This is a genomic window from Dactylosporangium sp. CA-152071, from assembly GCF_050936335.1.
Classification (GTDB): Bacteria; Actinomycetota; Actinomycetes; order Mycobacteriales; family Micromonosporaceae; genus Dactylosporangium; species Dactylosporangium maewongense.
Window position 1 is genome coordinate 6,142,621 of sequence record NZ_JBNJMZ010000001.1, and the last position, 17,560, is coordinate 6,160,180.

The following is a 17,560-nucleotide window of genomic DNA, read 5'->3' on the forward strand; positions in this document are numbered from 1 at the left end:
ATCATGCCTTGGTGCTTAGCCCCACCAGGGAGGTACCTGTGCGTAAGTTGACCGTGGGACTTCTGAGTCTCACGCTTGCGTCGGGTATGGGGGTGTTCGCCGGGGGTGGTGCCGCGTACGCGGTGCCGTCAGCCGGGGGACCTTCCGTAGCCGACGCCGCGTCACCCTCCGACGAGTTGCCGAACCCGTTGGAGGACAAGCGGCGCGAATCCCGTGAGGTCGCGATCTCGCAGATCCTGAGCGGCCAGGCGACGCCGGAGAAGCGTGGATCGAGCACGGTCGTCAAGATCGGCAAGAAGGGCCAGGTCGGGAAGGGTGGCGACACCAAGACCAAGAAGGCCCGCGTCGACCAGTACGTCGAGCTGAGCCGCGAGAAGACCGACAAGATCTTCGTCGTCCTCGCCGAGTTCGGCAACCAGCGGCACCCGAGCTACCCGGACCAGGACACGAGCGCCGCCACCCCCGGGCCGACGGTGTTCGACGGGCCGCTGCACAACGCCATCCCGGAGCCGGACCGGTCGGTCGACAACTCGACCCTCTGGGAGCAGGACTTCAGCCAGCAGTACTTCTACAACAAGTACTTCGCGACCGGCAGCGGCGCGGAGTCCCTGAAGACGTACTACGAGAAGCAGTCGTCAGGGCGCTACAGCGTCGACGGTCTGGTGACCGACTGGGTCAAGGTCCCGTACAACGAGGCCCGGTACGGCCGCAGCAACGGCTACCCGTGCGCCAGCAACGTCTGCAGCAACACCTGGAACCTGATCCGTGACGCGGTCGACGCGTGGGTCTCGGGCCAGAAGGCGCAGGGCAAGACCGACGCCGACATCGCCGCCACGCTCGCCTCCTACGACCAGTGGGACCGCTTCGACTACGACGGCGACGGCGACTTCAACGAGCCCGACGGCTACATCGACCACTTCCAGATCGTCCACTCCGGTGGCGACCAGGCCGATGGCGACCCGTACCAGGGCGAGGACGCGATCTGGAGCCACCGCTGGGCGGCGTTCCAGAACTTCACCAGCGGCCCGACGTTCAACCAGATGGGTGGCACGCAGATCGGCAACACCGGTCTGTGGATCCGTGACTACACGATCCAGCCCGAGAACGGCGGCCTGAGCGTGTTCGCGCACGAATACGGCCACGACCTCGGCCTGCCGGACCACTACGACACCTCGGGCGCCGGCGGCAACGCCGAGAACCCGGTCAACTGGTGGACCATCATGGCGCAGAGCCGGGTCAGCAAGGCGGGCGACAACAACATCGGCGACCGGGCCGCCGACCTCGGCGCCTGGGACAAGCTGCAGCTCGGCTGGCTCGACTACGAGATCGTCGTGGCAGGGCAGAACAAGACGCTCGACCTCGGGCCCCACGAGTACAACAGCAACAAGGCCCAGGCCGTCGTCGTGGTCCTGCCGAAGAAGCAGATCGTCACCCAGCTGCCGACCCCGCCGGAAGGCACCAAGTCCTGGTGGAGCGGCTCCGGCGACAACCTCAACAACTCGCTGACCCGCAGCGTGGCGATCCCGGCCGGGACCACGACGCTGAGCTTCAAGGCGGCGTGGGACATCGAGGACTGCGGCCCCGACGCGTGTGACTACGCCTACGTCGAGGTGGACGACGGCACCGGCTTCAAGTCGATCCCGGGCACGATCACCACCGCCGCCGAGGGCAACGGCATCGACGGTGCCAGCAACGGCTTCGTGCCGGCGTCGTTCGACCTGTCCGCCTACGCGGGCAAGACGGTCGGCCTGCGGTTCCACTACTTCACCGACGGTGCCGCCGGCGGCATGGGCTTCTTCGCCGACGACATCAAGGTGACCAACGGCGCCACCACGGTCTTCGCCGACGGTGCCGAGGCCGGTGCCAACGGCTGGACCGCGGTCGGGTTCACCGCCGTGGGCAGCACGCTGACCACCGCCTACGACAACTTCTACATCGCCTCGAACCGCCAGTACACGTCCTGGGACCAGTACCTCAAGACCGGGCCGTACAACTTCGGGTTCGCGGACAAGCCCGACCTCGTCGAGCACTTCGCGTACGAGCAGGGTCTGCTGGTCACGTACTGGGACACCTCGTTCTCGGACAACAACACCAGCCAGCACCACGGCGGCGGCCTGATCCTGCCGATCGACGCGCACCCGGACCTGGTCTACAAGCTGGACGGCACCCCGTGGCGTCCGCGCATCCAGGGCTACGACGCGACGTTCGGCCTGACCAAGGCCGGCTCGTTCTCGCTGCACTACGGCCCGAACAGCACCTCGAGCTACATCCGCGGCCAGAACGGTGTCGCCACGTTCGACGACAGCAAGAACTACTACCGTGAGGACCCCGCCACCAGCACGTACTACGGTGTCAAGGTCCCCAACAACGGTGTGAAGATCAAGGTGCTGTCGACCAACGGCACCAGCGTGAAGGTCCGCATCACCGGCTGAGGTCCTAGCCGCTGATTCGACATCGCGCGGAACCGCGCGCGGCCGGAGGAGGTCCAAGTGCCATGAACAAAGCACTGGGCCTCCTCCTCGCCGTTTCCGCGCTGTCCCTGCCGGTCGCGTTGACCGGGTGCGCCGCGAAGTCCGCCGACAAGGCCGCCGAAAAGGCCGCCGACACCGCCGCCGCGCCCGCGCCCTCCGTCTCGCCCGCGCCCTCGACGCCCGCGCCCTCCCCGTCGAAGTCCGCGCCCGGCCCGGACACCTCGGTGCTCACCACGCTGCCGTCCGGGGTGCCGAAGACCACCGCGCCGCACGAGCCGACCGACGACTTCTCCGTCCTCACCACCACCGGCCAGGTCCGCGTCGCCGGCGCCTGCGTCGAGCTGGTCACGGACAAGATGGTGTGGGTCCTGATCGGCCCGCCCGCCGCCGGGCTGCGCGCCGGCCAGCGGGTCAAGGTCACCGGCCTGCCCGACCCGGGCTTCGAGTCGCAGTGCACCGGCAGCCCGCTGAAGGTCACCACGGTCACCCCGTCGGAGTGACCCGCCCCGCCGCAGCCCGGCGAACCGTTGAGGAATGAGCGGTTCTGTATCCCCGGCGCTGCACGCAGGACAGCGTGCACCCGACTTCGAGTTGCCCGTCGCACCGGATCATCGGGTCGGCACGGCCCAGTACCGTGGCCGCCCGGCGGTGCTCGCCTTCTACCCGGCCGACTGGAGCCCCGTCTGCGGCGACCAGATGGCGCTGTACCAGGCGGTCATGCCCGAGTTCGAGCGCTACAACGCCGGCGTGCTGGGCATCTCCGTGGACAACGTCTGGTCGCATCGGGCGTTCGCGCAAGACCGGGGGATCACCTTTCCGCTGCTGGCCGACTTCGAGCCCAAGGGGCAGGTGGCCCGGCGGTACGGCGTCTACGACGATCGCGCGGGGGTCTGCGAGCGGGCCCTGTTCGTGCTCGACGGCGACGGCATGGTGGCCTGGAGCCAGGTCACGGCCGCCGGCGTCAACCCCGGCGCCGATGGCATCCTCAACGCGCTCGAAGGCCTCGACAGCGGACGGCGGCCGGTGCTGTGACCACGACCCCCTTCCAGGTGACGGTGGCCCGGCTGGTGGTGCCGGTCGGGCCCGACGAGCACGCGCAGGGCGAGGGCACGGTGTCGCTGGTCGAGTACGGCGACTACCAGTGTCCCTACTGCGGCATGGCGCACGCGATCGTGCGGGACCTGCTGCGGCTGCGGCACGAGACGGTCCGCTACACGTACCGGCACTTCCCCCTCACCAACGTGCACCCCTACGCCGAGCTGGCCGCCGAGGTGGCGGAGGCGGCCGCGGCCAGAGGGCGGTTCTGGCCCGCGCACGACTGGCTCTTCGAGCACCAGCGCAGCATCAACCCGCGCCAGCTCATGGTCGGCGTCGAGCGGCTGGGCCTGCCGTCGGAGGAGATCGCCGACGAGGTCGGCGCGCACGTCCACCTCGACCGGGTCCGCCGCGACTTCGTCGGTGGGGTCCGCAGCGGGGTCAACGGCACGCCGACGTTCTTCATCAACGGGGTCCGCCACGACGGCGGGTATGCCCTGGAGGAGCTGCTCGAGGCGGTCGACGAGGCCGCCGAGGCGGCCACCTGACGCTTCCGCAACGTGAGGCCGGCTCTCATTACGCGCTGTGTGGGAGCCGGCCGTCTGGCGTGTCCGGCGCCGACTACCCAGTGCGATATCGATCATTGACTTCTGTACCGCAATAAGCAGCGGATAAAGCTCAACAATGCCTCGGCCGTACGGATCCGAATGTTACCCAGGGTGTGAATGGGTGCCGTTTGGACCCGAATTACTGCACCTCACGCTCGGTAGCCTCCGCTGGCTGTGTCCGGCGTCAATATCACTTGTCTGAAGACAATCATTCAAAATCCTCATTACATAAGTTGCGGTGGCACTGTCCCGCAGTGCATGCTTTCGCGTTGGGTCCGTGAGATCTTTCGGATCCAAACTGAGCTGAAGACGGATGTGCGGTGACGGTTCGCGCCAGGCTGGGGTTCGTGGCGCGCTTCACCCTGCCCTCTTCGAGGAGTGCGGGCGGATGCTGCTTGCAGATGACTTCTTCCTGATCGCGCACGACGACAGGGACGGCCGGTCCCGTCTGTCGCAGCGGGCGGTCGAGCTCGGCCTCGCGGGAGCGATGCTCGGCGAGCTCGTCCTGGAGCAGCGGATCGTCTGCGAGGGCGCCCGGCTGCGAGTGATCAACCGGGATCCTCCGTCGGACCCGCTCGCCCACACCAACCTCGCCACCATGGTCGCGGAGACCCAGCACCGCGAGATCCGCACCTGGCTGCTCTTCCTCGGCCAGACCGCGGTCGACGCGGTCGGCCAGCGGCTCGCCCGCGTCGGCCTGGTCGAGCAGACCCAGGTGCGGCGGCTGCTGCGCACCACGACCCGATGGGTGGCCACCGACATCAACCTGCCGGCCGGGCGGGTGGTGCGGCTGCGCCGCCTGCTCACCGGGCAGGAGCCGATGCGGGTCGCCGACACCACCCTCGCCGGCCTGGCCGACGCGACCGGGCTCACCGGTCACGTCCTGTGGGACACCGACCAGACCAGCATCAGAAGACTTCAACAAGCGGTGGGCGCACTGCCGCCACCGCTGCGCGACCTGATCCTCCAGGTCGAGGCGGCGGTCGGCGACTCGGTGCTGTCGCAGCGCGGCTAGCGGACTTTCCTCTCCCCTTCCCCCTCAAAACCCCTGGAGGACCGATGTCCGCAACGTCGCCTGCGCGACCGAGCGTGGTATCCCAGGCACTGGCCCGAGACCGTCTCGGCGTGCCGTCCGTCATCATGTTCGCCCTCACGGCGGCCGCCCCCCTCATGGTGGTCGGCGCCCTGGTCTCGTCGGCCTGGGGCTGGGTCGGCGTGACCGGCTTCCCGCTCGCGTTCGTCATCATCGCCGTGGTGCTGGCCGTGTTCAGCTTCGGCTACGTCGCGATGTCCCGGCACATCACCAACGCCGGCGCGTTCTACAGCTACATCTCCCAGGGCCTCGGCCGGCCGCTCGGCGTCGGCGGGTCCCTGGTCGCGCTGCTCGCCTACAACCTGCTGCAGATCGGCCTCTACGGCGCGTTCGGCTTCTACGCCTCGCTGATCCTGGCGGACAAGGCCGACCTGAACGTCGACTGGTGGATCCTGGCGCTCGCGCTGTGGCTGGTCATCGCCGTGCTCGGCCTGCTGCGGGTCGACGTCAACAGCAAGGTCCTCATGGTCCTGCTGGGCGCCGAGCTGATCGCCGTGACGATCTTCGACTTCATCTTCCTCAGCAACCCGGCCGAGGGCGGCGTCAGCCTCGAGCCGTGGAACTGGAGCTCGCTGAAGGACGCGGCCGGCCCGGCCTTCGCCGTCTGCGTCACCGCGTTCGTCGGCTTCGAGGCCGCCCCGGTCTTCGCCGAGGAGGCCAAGGGCAAGAACCGGACCGTCGCCGTCGCCACGTTCCTCGGCCTGGCCGTCATGGTCGTCTCGTACGCCGTCACCAGCTGGGCCGCCGCGGTCAGCATCGGCGTCGACGCCACCGTGCCGGCCGCGCAGGAGATGGCCGAGTCCGGCGGCCCGTTCTTCCCGACCCTCGCTGAGAAGGGCGGCGCCTGGGCCGCCGACCTCGGCCTCGTCCTGCTGACCACCAGCATCGCGGCCGCCGCCCTGAGCTACCACAACACGACCGCGCGCTACGCGTTCGCGCTCGGCCGCGAGCGGGTGCTCCCGGCGTTCTTCGGCCGCACCCGGGCCCGCTCCGGCGCCCCGTCGTCCGGCTCGATCTTCCAGACCGTGATCGCGCTCGTCGTGCTCGTGCTCTTCGCGGTCCAGGGCTGGGACCCGATGCTCAACCTGTTCTTCTGGCTGGGCACCTCCGGCGGCGTCGGCGTGCTGTTCCTGGTCTTCGCGACCTCGCTGTCGGTCATCGGGTTCTTCCTGAAGGACGCCCGCGGCGAAGGCGCCTGGTCCCGGCTGATCGCGCCGATCCTGTCGTCGGTGGCACTCGGGTACATCATCTGGCTCGTCGTCGACAACTTCGGCGGCCTGCTCGGCTTCGCCCCCGGCACCGAGAACGCGGCCGTCTGGGCGTTCCCGGCGGCGTACGGTGCGGTCGCGGTCATCGGCGTCATCTGGGCGCTGATCCTGCGGGCCACCAGCCGGCAGGACTACGACGCGATCGGCCTCGGCGCCCGCGCCAGCGCCGCCCGGGCGGACACCCCGGACTACGCGGCGCTCTAGCCGCACGCAGAAGGGCCCGGGGCGGTTGCCCCGGCCCTTCTGTCGTTCAGGCGTGCTTCAGGTTTCGCGGCCGGTCCGGCCCCGCGTTACCCGTAGGTGAGGGCCGGCGTGGGCTCGACTCGGTCGGCCGCGCGGCGCAGCGTGCGCGCGGTGAAGTTGCGCATCTTGCCCATGGTGGCCGACTCGCGGCGACGGTCGTCGATGACGGGGGCGTTGGGCATGGCCGAGTTCGCCTCCAGGCGGACGGCCTCCAGTGACATGATCAGGGCGATCGGGGTCATGACTTCTCCTTGGCAGTGTTGGGTCCGGTGGTCGACCTGACCACCAGGGACACGGGCAGCGTCAGGCGACGCAGCGCCGGGTCTTCGGGCGGGTCGAGCAGCAGCTCTCCCGCGAGCCGCCCGCGCTCGACGCTGGGCTGGCGGATGGTGGTGAGCCCGGCGGCGTCCGCCTCCGGGATGTCGTCGAAGCCGGTGACCGAGACGTCCCGGCCGGCCTGCAGGCCCCGCACCCGCAGCGCGTCGAGCACGCCGAGGGCCAGGACGTCGGAGGTGCACAGGATCGCGGTCGCCCGGTCGAGCCGGTCGAGCGCGTGGGCTGCCGCCTCGGCGCCCTCCTCGCGCTGGTTCGCGGCCGCGTTGATCAGCACGACCCGCTCCCACGGCACGCCCGCGGCCAGGAACGCGTCGCGGAAGCCGCGGACCCGCTCGCCGGTCACGTAGTAGCGCAGGTCGTCGGGGTCGGCGTGCACCTGGCTGGTGACGCCGTCGTCGACGATCCAGTGCGCCACCACCGCGATGTCGCGGTGGCCGAGGTTGACGATGTGCTCGCCCAGCCGGCGGGCCGCCGCGCGCTCGTCGATGCCGACGTAGCTCGCCTCCGGCCCGAACGCCTGCGGGTCCTCACCGATCACGATCGGCACGCCGCGGGAGCGCACGAGCTCCAGCGCCGAGTGCCAGTCGGGCACGCAGTAGAGGCAGAAGGCGTCGACGGCGGCGTTGCTGATGACGCGCCGGCCGGCCGCCTCGTCCTTGGGCAGGTTGAGCAGCAGCAGCGAGGTCTCCCGCGCCGAGGCCGCCTCCGCGAGCCCGCGCAGGTAGGCCACCGCGTAGGGGTCGGTGAACGCCATCGACAGGTTGTCGGTCAGCAGCACACCGATCGCGTTGACCTTGCCGCTGCGCAGCGAGCGCGCCGTCGGGTTGGGCCCCGAGTAGCCGAGCCGCTGGGCCGCGGAGAGGATCCTGGCGCGCAGCTCGGGGGAGAGCTGATCCGGCCGGCTGTAGGCATTGGACACCGTGCTGCGCGACACGCCGAGCTCGTCGGCGATGGTCTGCAACGTCGCCTTCATGGTCGGGCTCCTCCCTTCTCTGCATCGATCCAGTTCCTTCTGTATCGATACAGTACGTCGGGAGGCCGCCTATCCGCCAGCCTTTTGTCGGGTCCTTGCATGTGTGCCCCGACACGTGCCCTGAGCTGCTCGTTTAATCCTTACGCAATGGGGCGCCACCACGGTTCAACTGACGGCAACGCGTCGATGTTGAGCCGGTCACCTGGTCGCGGGATCGCGAGCGTGATGTCCCGCGCGGCGGCCTCGTCCAGCAGCCGCTCGACCGGCTCCGACCACGCGTGCACCGCCAGGTTGAACGTGCACCAGTGCAGCGGGATGAGCACCCCGGCCCGCACGTCGAGGTGCGCGCTCGCCCCGTCCTCGGGCTTCATGTGGATGTCCGGCCACGCGTCGCCATACGCACCGACCTGGATCAGCGACACGTCGAACGGCCCGTGCTGCTCGCCGATCTCCTTGTAGCCGCCCCAGTAGCCGGAGTCGCCCGTGTAGAACACGCTGCGCCGCTCGCCCTTGACCGCCCACGACGCCCACAGCGTGCCGTCGCGGGTGAACCGGCGGCCGGAGAAGTGCCGCGCCGCCGTGGCGGTCAGCCGGACGTGCCGGACCTCCACCGACTCCTCCCAGTCCAGCTCGATGATCCGGTCCAGCGGCACACCCCAGCGCTCCAGGTGCGCGCCGACGCCCAGCGGCACCAGGAACGGCGCCTGCTGCGTCCTGGCGAGCGCCTTGATCGACGCCAGGTCCAGGTGGTCGTAGTGGTCGTGCGAGATGACGATCGCGTCGATCCTCGGCAGCTCCTCCAGCCCCAGCGGCATCGGGTGCAGCCGCTTCGGCCCCACGAACGACGTCGGCGAGCACCGCTCGCTCCACACCGGGTCGAACAGCACCCGCACGCCCTCGACCTCCGCCAGCGCCGTCGAGTGCCCCAGCCACGTGACGTGCAGGTCGCCGTCCTGCTTCGCGGGGAACACCGGCCGCACCACCGGGATCACTCCCCTCGGCCGTCGCGGCTGCTGGCCGAAGATCAGCTGGCGGAACGCGTCGGCCATCGCGCCGTCCGGCAGGGCCTCGGCCGGCACCGGGTTGACGAACTTGCCGTCCCCGAACTGCGGGGAACGCCGCATCCGCTCCGCCCTCGCCCCCGACGCGACCGCGCCGAGCTGCGCCGGAAGGTCACGCAGCGCCCACGCCACCCCACCCGCCGCAGCCGCGACCGCCGCCAGGGTCAGGACCCGTGTCGTCTTGCCCATCCTTCGTCGACCTCCAGTTCACCCGCCATGTCGTGAGCTTCAGCACCAAGCTTTCCATCGGCACCACATCAACGGTTGCACGGATTTTCCGCCGTCCTGGCGGTCACGCCCCGTCACATGCCCTCTCATCAGCGCAAATGCTCCGCAACCTTTTCCCGTGCTCCGCCCGCGCCCGCCGTGATCGAACAGAACCGGCAGGTCGCGCCGTCTTTCCGGCTCTGTTGCGAAGCCATTGAGGTATGGAAAGCTGCCCGCAAACTTCCCCCATCACGCGTCGGTCACTTTCCCCCCGGAGGCCCGTCGTGACCTGGTTCATCAACCAGTCACTGTTGTTCATCATCGTTGCGTTCCTCCTCGGCCTGCTCGTCGGTTACCTCTGGTGGGGCCGTCAGGTGCGCCGGATCCGTTCCGAGGAAACCACCACCCCCGCGACCCCCCAACCCCTCGTCGCCGCCGCGCCGGCCGAGCCCGTCGCGGAGCCGGCGCCTGTCGCCGACCCCGAGCCTGTCGCGGAGCCGGTCACCGAGCCCGTTGCCGAGCCGGTCGCGCTCGCGAAGTCGGAGCCCGTCGCGGAAGCCGACCCCGAGCCCGAGCCCGAACCGGTCGCGGCTTCCGCGGCCGAGCCGCTGCCGGCCGAGCCCGCGGCAGCAGACCCGGTCGTCGAGGACCCGGCGCCCGTCGCGGTCGAGGAGACCGAGTCGGTCGCCGACGTCGAGCCCGTCGTCGAAGCCGAATCCGCTGCCGAATCCGAACCTACTCCCGACCCCGAGCCGGTCGCCGCGGCCGAGACGCCCGCTGTGGACAACCCGGTCGTTGTGGATGACGAGCTGGTCGCCGAGGTCGAGTCCGCGTTCGCGGCGGTGCCGGTCCTCGGGGACGAACCCGAGGCGGCGGAAGCGCCCAAGGCCGAGGACGACCTCGCCAGGATCGAAGGCATCGGCCCCAAGATCGCCGCGGCGCTGAAGGCGGCGGGCATCGCCACCTATGCCGAATTGGCCGATGCCGAGCGGTCCGCCTTGGAGGACGCGCTCGCCAACGCCAATCTGCGATTCGCACCGAGCATCGGCTCGTGGAGCCGCCAGGCGCGTCTCCTCGCGGACGGCGACGAGGCGGGATTCAAGGAGCTCACGGACTACCTGATCGCCGGTCGTGAGCCGACCCCCAAGAAGCCCGTCGTGGCACCGGATCCCGTTGCCGCGGTCGAGCCCGTACAGGAGCCGCAACCCGAGCCGGAGCCGGAGCCGGTTGCCGGGATCGCCCCCGAGCCGGAGCCCGAACCGGTCGTCGCACCCGAGCCGGAGCCGGTCGTCGAGGCAGAGCCGGAGCCGGTCGTCGCGGCGGTGGTTGTGGACGACGGGCCGCCGGACGACCTGCAGCGGATCGAGGGGATCGGCCCGAAGATGTCGGCCGCGCTCCTCGCCGCCGGCATCCGGACCTACGTGAAGCTCGCCGAGTCCGACGTGGACACGCTGCGCACCGCGATCGAGGCGGCCGACCTGCGGTTCGCCCCGAGCATCGTCACCTGGGCCCGGCAGGCGCGACTGCTCGCCGACGGCAAGGAAGAGGAGTTCAAGGAGCTGACCGACTGGCTGATCGCCGGCCGGGAGCCGACCGCGAAGCCTCCGCTCGGCGGCACCGCCGAGACCGCCGCCGGCAGCGACGCCGGGTCCGCCTGATGGCGGGCACGACGACGACCCGGACCGTGCGGCACGAGCTGCGCAGGGTCAACCCGGTGGTGCCGATCGTGGTCGGCGTGGTCGGGCTGGCCGCGCTCGCGGCGGGCATGGAGGTGCCCTTCCGGCACCACGTCGAGAACGTGCTGACCGACCACACGAAGGTCGCGCTGAGCAACGCCGGGATCGACGCGCAGGTGTCGTTCACGGGGCGGGACGGCACGGTGCGCGTCGGCTCCGCCGACGAGAAGCAGCAGGCCGAGGACGTCTCGCGCGCCGTGGAGGGCGTACGGGTCGTGACGGTGATCGCGCCGCCGAAGGTCGAGGTGCCGCCGTCGCCGGTCGCGGTGAAGTTGCTCGTCGACGCCGGGAAGGCGACGCTCACCGGTACGGTGGCCGACGACGCCGCCAAGTCGGCGCTCGCCGACGCGGTGAAGACGGCCTTCGGCAGCGAGAACGTGCTCGACGAGGTGACCGTCGACGCCAAGCGCAGCACCGACGGCGTCAAGATCGCGGCGCTGGCGCCGGTGCTCGTCGCGCTCGGCAAGGAGACCAAGGCCGGGGTCGTCGACCTGCAGGGCGGCACGGTGACGCTGACCGGCACCGTGGTGTCGCAGGCGGTCAAGGACCAGGCCGAGCAGGCGGCCCGCGAGGTCACCGGCATCGTGCGCAACGAGCTGGCGATCGGCGAGGCCAAGGCCGAGCAGGTGCAGACGCAGCTGGTGGCGCTGCCGACGGTCGAGTTCGAGAACGACAAGGCGACGCTGACCCAGCAGGGCCAGGCGGTCGTCGCCAACGTGGCCTCGATCCTGAAGGCCAACCCCAGCATCCGGATCAGCATCGAGGGCCACACCGACAGCACCGGCACCGAGGCGAGGAACCAGACGCTGAGCGAGGCCCGTGCCAAGACGGTCCTCGACACGCTGGTCGCGCTGGGCATCGCGCCGGAGCGGCTGACCTCGAAGGGCTTCGGCGAGTCCCGCCCGAAGGTCCCCGACACCAGCGACGCCGCCAAGGCGATCAACCGCCGGGTCGAGTTCATCGTCCAGCAGTAGCTCCTGTACGAAAGCGGGGCCCCCGGTTCTCCGGGGGCCCCGCTGCTGTGTAGCGCGATCTAGTGGTGCACGGGGTACAGCGGCGCGCGCACCGCGCTGCTGTCGGCCCGCAGCGACTTCGCCTGCAGCGAGACCTCGGTCGGGTCGGGCTGCGGCAGCGGGTCGCAGGTGGCGTCGGCCTTGTCGCCCTGCTTGCGGGCCGGCAGCTTGCCGGTCGCGAGATAGTCGGCGATCACGTTGTCGACGCACTCGTTGCCGTTGAGCGAGTTGGCGTGCGTGGTCTGGCCGACCTCCGCCAGCAGCGCGCTGTTGGGGAAGCGGCGGCGCGCCTCGAGGCTGCCCTCGAACGGCGTGGCGGCGTCCAGCGTCGTGCCGACGAACAGCACGCTCTGGACCTTCGAGCCGTCGACCTTGACCGGCTTGGACACCTTGCCGGGCCAGAAGAGGCACGGCGCGTTGTACCAGGCGTTGTCCCAGGTCATGAACGGCGCCTTGAGGAACGTGCGCCAGTTGTCGCGCTCCCAGGTGTTCCAGCTCTGCGGCCACTGGGTGTCGGTGCACTGCACCGCGTTGTAGACCGCGAAGCCGTTGTCGTCGCCGGGGGCGACGTAGTTCTCGTACGCCGCGACGATGAGGTCGGTGTTCTTGTCGTTGGCCCAGCCGGCGAACGCCTCGGCCAGCTCCAGCCACGTCGACTGGTAGTAGCCGGCGTACAGGAAGATGTCGGCGAACTCGTCCGCGCCGACCACGCCGCCGGCCGGCTTGCTGCGGAGCTTGTTCTGCTCCGCGTACCAGCGCAGCTGCACCTCGGTGCCGGTCTTGCCCAGGTGGTAGACCGAGTCGTACTTGGCGACCCAGTCGAACCAGATGCGCTCGTTGCGCTCGAAGTTCACGTCCTGGTCCAGGTTCGCCTGGTACCAGACCTTGCGCACGTCGACGTTGCCGTCCAGCACCATGCGGCGCACCTGCTTCGGGTGCAGCGTGCCGTAGACCTGGCCGAGGTAGGTGCCGTACGAGAAGCCGTAGAAGTTGATCTGGCTGGCGCCGAGCGACTTGCGGATCGACTCCATGTCGTTGACGGAGTCCACCGTCGTCATGTGGTCCAGCAGCGCGCCGCCGGCCTTACCGCAGGCCTTGGCGTAGTTCTTGGACCGGTCGAGCCAGGTCTTCTCGATGCTCTGGTTCCACGGGATGTACTCCGGACGCGGACCGTTGAAGTAGTCGTTGTCGCAGGAGAGCGCGGGAACACTGGAGCCGACGCCGCGCGGGTCGAAGCCGATCCAGTCGTACGCCTGGCCGGCGCCGTTGGGGACGTACTCGCCCAGCACCGACAGCGTCAGCCCGGAGCCGCCGGGGCCGCCCGGGTTGACGAGCATGACGCCCTGGTAGTCCTTCGCGGCGACCTTCGCCTTGATCCGCGAGACGGCGATCTGGATCTTCTTGCCGTTGGGCTTGCTGTAGTCCAGCGGCACGTCGAGCAGGCCGCACTCGGCGCCCCGCCGCTGCAGGCCCGGGCTCTCGCACTGACCCCACGTGATCTTGGCGGCTCCCGCGGTGTCCGCACCGGGCGCGGCCGAGGCGCCGGTCGCCGGGACGACGACCAACGCCGTGGCCGCCGCGGTGAAGAGGGCGAGCCCCTTCACGGTCTTTCTCTCCACAAATCCTCCCAAATTTGCCCAAATGGGTGTATTCGGGCAGTTGATTCGGGCCAAACAATGTCACGCCGATCGTTTCGGGCGCGCCCGACGCGCGGAAGACCGGCGACCCTTTCCTCCACCCGAGCAACTCCACCCCGCCGGGGCCCCCGTCCCAGGGCCGGCGGCCCCAGCTGCCCCCGTCCAGGGCCGCCATCGTTAGGCCATGAATGATTCCGGTACAGTGGAAAATTGAATTCGAATTGGAGTCTTTGAATTGTCAAGCAACCACTATTCCGCCGGGAACGCAGACGGATAGCCGCTCGACCTCGGGTTTCCCCACCCGGAAGCTGGACGTGGTCGCGATGACCACGACACGAGGGGAGCATCAGTCATGGCCAACCAGAAGCCATCGAACCGGCTCAGCCGACGCGGCATCCTCACCGGAGCGGGAGCCGGCGGCGTTGCCGCGGTCGCCGCCGCGATGACCACCGCCACCCCGGCCGCCGCCGCCCCCGGCGACCCGGTCCTCCAGGGCGCCGACAACAACGCCGGCACCGAGTCCACCGTCCTGCGCTCGACCTCCGACGCCGCCACGCTCGACGTCCGCAACACCGCCACCGTCGCCGTCGACGCCACCGGCTTCGACGCGGGCGTCCTCGGGTACTCCTCGAACGGCAACGGCGTCATCGGCCGCAGCGACATCGGCTACGGCGTCATCGGCGTCGCCGGCGACCTCGGCGGCATCGGCGTCGTCGCCTCCGCCCCGGACGAGTACAGCAAGACCGCCCTCTCCGTCCGCGGCCAGACGCGCTTCAGCCGCAGCGGCCTGGCGACCGTGCCGGCCGGCGCCAGCAGCGTGACCGTCACCGGCCTGCACCTGTACGCCTCGACCCGCGCCCTCGCGCTCGCGCAGCGCAGCACCGCCGTCTGGGTGAAGGCGGCGGTGCCGAACCCGGCCACCGGCGAGCTCCGCCTGCACCTCAACGCCGCCGCCCCCGCCGGCGGCGTCCCGATCGCGTGGTGGCTGCTCGAGGCGTAGGCCATCCGTCCGTCCGGGCCCGTTCGGCTTTGGCCGTCCGGGCCCGGTTCGGCTTTGGCCGTCCAGGTCCGGTTCGGCTTTGGCCGTCCAGGTCCGGTTCGGCTTTGGTCGGACGGGCTGCCAACCTCAGAGACCGTTTCCCTCGTGTACCGGGGCGACACAGTCATGAGGGGGTGCCGGTGGACGATGAGGCAAGCTTCCGGGAGTTCGTTTCGGCACGGATCGGGCGCCTGTCACGGGTCGCGTACCTGCTGACGGGCGAGCACCACGCGGCCGAGGACCTGGTGCAGGTGACGCTCATCAAGGTGGCCCGGCACTGGCGCCGGGTGGTTCAAGGCGGCACGCCGGACGCCTACGTGCGGCGGGCGCTCTACCACGAACACGTCTCGTCGTGGCGGAGCCGGCGCGGCCGGGAGGTGCTGGCCGCCGACCCGCCGGAGCGGGACATCGGGCGGGACGAGTCCGCCGACACGGTGCGCCGGATCGTGCTGCGCAACGCGCTGGCGAGGCTGGCGCCGGGACACCGTGCGGTGATCGTCCTGCGCTACTTCGAGGACCTGTCCGAGGCCGAGACCGCCGACACGCTCGGCTGCTCGGTGGGCTCGGTCAAGAGCCAGACCCATCACGCCCTCGCCCGGCTACGGGTCGTGGCTCCTGAACTGGTGGAACTCATCGAGGACTCGGAGGTGCCGGCATGATGTCCCTGAAGGATGCGCTGGTCGACGCGGCCGACGACGCACGCGTCTACGACGTGACCGACCGTGCCGTAAGGGTGGTCCAGCGCCGCCGGACGCTGACCCGGCTGGTGCCGGTCGCGGCGGCCCTGCTCGTGGTCGCCGGCCTGGTCGGCGTCGCCTGGCCGCTCAGCAACGGAGGCGGCCCGTCGCCGGCCGCCGACGGCCTGCCACGGCAGCTGACCCTGGACAGGTCCGCGCCGGCGCTCCCCGAGGACCGCGGCGTCGGCCCGGCCGCGCTGGCCTTCCTGTACGACGACGGCGACCAGGGACGCTGGGCCCTGGTCGCCGCGGACGGCCGCCAGTACAAGGTGGACGGCCTGCGCGTGGACGGGATGTCGCCGGACGGCCGCTGGCTGCTGGTGCTCCGCTCCGAAGGATCGTGGGTGCTGCGGGACCTCGCCGGCACCGCACGCCAGGAGTTCGCCGGCGTGGACACGACCGCCGGCGCGAGCTGGTCCCCGGACAGCCGGCGGCTGGTGGTGCAGACCTCCAGCCGGTCCGGCGTCACGTACACCGTCGACCTCACCACCGGGGCCCGCAGCACGGCGCCGCCGGACCTGCCGCGCACCGCCCGGGTGTGCGCGGTGCGCAACTCTGGCGAGCTCCTGCTGTGCCCGCTGCCCGAGTCGTCCTTCTCCGGCCTGCGCCTGGCCGACGGCACGACCGGGCGGATCATCCGCGACATCCCCACGACCGACCTGGGCCTGCGCCCCACGGAGACGCTGCCCGAGTCCTTCGGAGCACCGATCCTGGACACGGACGACCGCACGCTGTTCATGCGCACCCACGACACGGCCGACCCGGGCTCGGCCGTCGGGCAGAACACCTTCCTCGTCGGGTTCGACCTCGAGACCGGCCGGCTCACCCACCGGTACCCACTGCCCGACGACATCCCAGGTGCCCAACGCCCCTCCAACGGCGGGTTCGAGCACGGCCAGCCGGACGCCCGCTACGTCCTCGGCGTCCACCCCGAAGGCCCGCTCCTGCTACACCTCGCCCCGAGCGAAACCGACCCGTTCCACGTCGGCTCCGTCACCATCGAGCTGATCGCCCGCGACACCGGCACCCTGCGCACCGTCACCCATGCGTCCAGCCCGATCGGCCTGATCCGCTACCCAGGCTGACCGCCGCAACACGACCCACCACGCGCCTGGCCGGACCCCCACCCGACCAGGCGCGTGGCGTGCCCCGCACCCGACCCGATGAGCGAAAAACTAGGCGCATGCGTACCGATGCACGCCGCCCGGCGCCGCGCTGGCTCATCGCCGGCGCCATCCTCACGGCAGTCGCCATGCTGGTCGTCATCACGGTGGTGCTGGTCGTCGCATTCAGATCCGGCCCCCGCAAGCTCCCCGAGCCCACCATCCTGCGGTACTGCTCCGACCCAGCCACCCACCCACCAGCGAGCCGCTGCGCCAGCCTGCAACCCACCACCTTGCGATCGCACGACTCAGCCCAGGCGAGCGTCCTACCCGGATCACAGAGTCGGGCCGCTGAGACAGGTCCGGGTGGGGACGGTCTTGAGGGGGCGCGGGTGGAGCGCAGCTCCCCCGATGGGGAGCCCGGCGAAGCCGTGCGCGGGGAATGACGGGCGCCCCGGCGAGCCGTCCCGAAGGGACGAGCGAGCAGGGGGCGCCCAAGCCCGTGGGCCGCCAGGGACTCGAACCCTGAACCTACGGATTAAAAGTCCGAATTTTGAATATTTAGATGGGTTCAGACGGTAACGGAGCATCGTCCGTGTCGAGTCGATGATCGTCCCGGTGCATCCGTGCTGATCCTGGCGCTGTCGACGCTGCGTAGCAAGCCCTCGAGGTGGGACCTCGGGGGGCTTTTCCTTTTCTGTCCGTGTGCGTCCGTCCAGGTTGGTGAACATCCGAGCAACCACGGAGCAACCGCGATCACCAAGGGGCCAGTCGTGGACGCGCAGGCAAACGAGCACTAAAGCCGGACCAGTGCGCATCGGACAGCGGCAGAAGCGGATGCTCGAACCGCTGGCCGCCTGTCCTACGAGGCGGCGATGATGTGACCATGACCGACGAGAGCGGCATGGACCGCCGCAGCGAGTTCGGCATCGCGGCGGCCGGCGAGCCAAGCCGAGACATTTTCGCGCCGGGCATGCCGGGCGAGGGTGCCGTCGGCTCC

15 protein-coding genes are annotated in these 17,560 nt (G+C 70.3%); 11 read left to right on the forward strand and 4 right to left on the reverse strand.

The genetic code is table 11. The features are described 5' to 3' along the window. The first annotated feature begins 38 nt into the window (after positions 1–38). From ACQEVZ_RS27535 to ACQEVZ_RS27560, 6 genes are all read left to right on the forward strand, one after another. Positions 39–2,432: an immune inhibitor A domain-containing protein gene (locus ACQEVZ_RS27535; RefSeq protein WP_433371544.1), complete on the forward strand. Its 2,394-nt coding sequence runs from the start codon at positions 39–41 to the stop codon at positions 2,430–2,432. Positions 2,433–2,494: 62 nt separating this feature from the next. Further along, positions 2,495–2,971 (forward strand): hypothetical protein, encoded by a 477-nt coding sequence (locus tag ACQEVZ_RS27540; RefSeq protein WP_433371547.1) that lies wholly within the window; start codon positions 2,495–2,497, stop codon positions 2,969–2,971. Positions 2,972–3,005: 34 nt separating this feature from the next. Beyond that, positions 3,006–3,503 carry a redoxin domain-containing protein gene (locus tag ACQEVZ_RS27545; RefSeq protein WP_344501066.1) on the forward strand — a complete coding sequence of 166 codons (498 nt, stop codon included), beginning with the start codon at positions 3,006–3,008 and terminating at the stop codon, positions 3,501–3,503. Further along, entirely contained in the window at positions 3,500–4,054 is a 555-nt protein-coding gene (locus tag ACQEVZ_RS27550) for a DsbA family protein (protein ID WP_344501068.1), read from the forward strand. The genes ACQEVZ_RS27545 and ACQEVZ_RS27550 overlap by 4 nt, the downstream gene beginning before the upstream one ends. A gap of 448 nt (positions 4,055–4,502) precedes the next feature. Next, positions 4,503–5,129, forward strand: a complete 627-nt coding sequence (locus ACQEVZ_RS27555; RefSeq protein ID WP_354890007.1) for a GOLPH3/VPS74 family protein — start codon at positions 4,503–4,505, stop codon at positions 5,127–5,129. Between the two features lie 110 nt (positions 5,130–5,239). Then, positions 5,240–6,679: an APC family permease gene (locus ACQEVZ_RS27560; protein ID WP_433371552.1), complete on the forward strand. Its 1,440-nt coding sequence runs from the start codon at positions 5,240–5,242 to the stop codon at positions 6,677–6,679. Positions 6,680–6,765: 86 nt separating this feature from the next. Here ACQEVZ_RS27560 and ACQEVZ_RS27565 read toward each other — a convergent pair whose 3' ends face one another. The 3 genes from ACQEVZ_RS27565 to ACQEVZ_RS27575 all read right to left on the reverse strand — a co-directional run bounded on the left by ACQEVZ_RS27565 (position 6,766) and on the right by ACQEVZ_RS27575 (position 9,277). After that, a complete protein-coding gene (locus ACQEVZ_RS27565; protein WP_344501074.1) occupies positions 6,766–6,960 on the reverse strand; it encodes a hypothetical protein in 195 nt (64 codons plus the stop codon). Beyond that, positions 6,957–8,027: a LacI family DNA-binding transcriptional regulator gene (locus ACQEVZ_RS27570; RefSeq protein WP_344501076.1), complete on the reverse strand. Its 1,071-nt coding sequence runs from the start codon at positions 8,025–8,027 to the stop codon at positions 6,957–6,959. The genes ACQEVZ_RS27565 and ACQEVZ_RS27570 overlap by 4 nt, the downstream gene beginning before the upstream one ends. A gap of 140 nt (positions 8,028–8,167) precedes the next feature. Beyond that, complete coding sequence (locus tag ACQEVZ_RS27575; protein WP_344501078.1) at positions 8,168–9,277, reverse strand: MBL fold metallo-hydrolase; 1,110 nt, start codon at positions 9,275–9,277, stop codon at positions 8,168–8,170. Positions 9,278–9,579: 302 nt separating this feature from the next. On the opposite strand from ACQEVZ_RS27575, the gene ACQEVZ_RS27580 reads away from it, so the two are divergent. Continuing rightward, on the forward strand, positions 9,580–10,953 hold the full coding sequence (locus ACQEVZ_RS27580) for a helix-hairpin-helix domain-containing protein (protein WP_433371557.1): 1,374 nt from the start codon (positions 9,580–9,582) through the stop codon (positions 10,951–10,953). Beyond that, complete coding sequence (locus tag ACQEVZ_RS27585) at positions 10,953–12,005, forward strand: OmpA family protein (RefSeq protein WP_433371561.1); 1,053 nt, start codon at positions 10,953–10,955, stop codon at positions 12,003–12,005. Before ACQEVZ_RS27580 ends, ACQEVZ_RS27585 begins: the two co-directional genes overlap by 1 nt. Before the next feature lie 59 nt (positions 12,006–12,064). On the opposite strand, the gene ACQEVZ_RS27590 is transcribed toward ACQEVZ_RS27585, so the two are convergent. Then, positions 12,065–13,663, reverse strand: a complete 1,599-nt coding sequence (locus tag ACQEVZ_RS27590; RefSeq protein ID WP_344501084.1) for an alpha/beta hydrolase — start codon at positions 13,661–13,663, stop codon at positions 12,065–12,067. A 370-nt stretch (positions 13,664–14,033) separates the two neighbouring features. Here ACQEVZ_RS27590 and ACQEVZ_RS27595 point away from each other — a divergent pair, with 370 nt between their 5' ends. The 3 genes from ACQEVZ_RS27595 to ACQEVZ_RS27605 all read left to right on the forward strand — a co-directional run bounded on the left by ACQEVZ_RS27595 (position 14,034) and on the right by ACQEVZ_RS27605 (position 16,542). Then, complete coding sequence (locus tag ACQEVZ_RS27595; protein WP_344501086.1) at positions 14,034–14,681, forward strand: hypothetical protein; 648 nt, start codon at positions 14,034–14,036, stop codon at positions 14,679–14,681. A gap of 179 nt (positions 14,682–14,860) precedes the next feature. Continuing rightward, positions 14,861–15,379 (forward strand): SigE family RNA polymerase sigma factor, encoded by a 519-nt coding sequence (locus tag ACQEVZ_RS27600; protein ID WP_344501088.1) that lies wholly within the window; start codon positions 14,861–14,863, stop codon positions 15,377–15,379. Next, entirely contained in the window at positions 15,376–16,542 is a 1,167-nt protein-coding gene (locus ACQEVZ_RS27605) for a hypothetical protein (RefSeq protein ID WP_433371566.1), read from the forward strand. Before ACQEVZ_RS27600 ends, ACQEVZ_RS27605 begins: the two co-directional genes overlap by 4 nt. Positions 16,543–17,560: the final 1,018 nt, after the last annotated feature.

Excerpts from the sequence above, each read along its gene's own strand:
- ACQEVZ_RS27585 (WP_433371561.1), top strand. The coding sequence starts at position 10,953 with ATGGCGGGCACGACGACGACCCGGACCGTGCGGCACGAGCTGCGCAGG.
- ACQEVZ_RS27605 (WP_433371566.1), top strand. The coding sequence starts at position 15,376 with ATGATGTCCCTGAAGGATGCGCTGGTCGACGCGGCCGACGACGCACGC.
- ACQEVZ_RS27595 (WP_344501086.1), top strand. The coding sequence starts at position 14,034 with ATGGCCAACCAGAAGCCATCGAACCGGCTCAGCCGACGCGGCATCCTC.
- ACQEVZ_RS27565 (WP_344501074.1), bottom strand. The coding sequence starts at position 6,960 with ATGACCCCGATCGCCCTGATCATGTCACTGGAGGCCGTCCGCCTGGAG.
- ACQEVZ_RS27540 (WP_433371547.1), top strand. The coding sequence starts at position 2,495 with ATGAACAAAGCACTGGGCCTCCTCCTCGCCGTTTCCGCGCTGTCCCTG.
- ACQEVZ_RS27545 (WP_344501066.1), top strand. The coding sequence starts at position 3,006 with ATGAGCGGTTCTGTATCCCCGGCGCTGCACGCAGGACAGCGTGCACCC.
- ACQEVZ_RS27570 (WP_344501076.1), bottom strand. The coding sequence starts at position 8,027 with ATGAAGGCGACGTTGCAGACCATCGCCGACGAGCTCGGCGTGTCGCGC.
- ACQEVZ_RS27555 (WP_354890007.1), top strand. The coding sequence starts at position 4,503 with ATGCTGCTTGCAGATGACTTCTTCCTGATCGCGCACGACGACAGGGAC.
- ACQEVZ_RS27575 (WP_344501078.1), bottom strand. The coding sequence starts at position 9,277 with ATGGGCAAGACGACACGGGTCCTGACCCTGGCGGCGGTCGCGGCTGCG.